Here is a 250-nt window from a genome sequence, read left to right as displayed (position 1 = left end):
GTCCAAACCATTATGTGCCTGACCGCGTATAGCATTAACGTTCGCCATGCCGGCAACAATAGCTGCGCCAGCCGCTGCAGCGCCGAGCGCAGGGCCAACAATAGGAATGGCAGACATTGCAGCGAATGCAACAGTAGCTGACTGATAGGTATTAATAATTGCCTGCGATATAGCAGCAGCTTTAGCTAACTGTCTGGCTTTTTTGCTTTCGGAGTTTTGCATATTCGCCATCATGCCGAAAAAATCACTC

Annotated in this window: 1 protein-coding gene; it reads right to left on the bottom strand. The window is 49.2% G+C overall.

Annotation, left to right across the window (positions count from 1 at the left end):
* A partial coding sequence (locus tag SB773_RS33625; protein ID WP_410594800.1) for a hypothetical protein occupies positions 1 to 250 on the bottom strand: 250 nt, incomplete at both ends.

It is taken from the genome of Bacillus sp. SIMBA_074, assembly GCF_046534555.1.
Taxonomy (GTDB): Bacteria; Bacillota; Bacilli; order Bacillales; family Bacillaceae_G; genus Bacillus_A; species Bacillus_A mycoides.
This window is presented reverse-complemented; position numbering and strand designations above follow the sequence as displayed.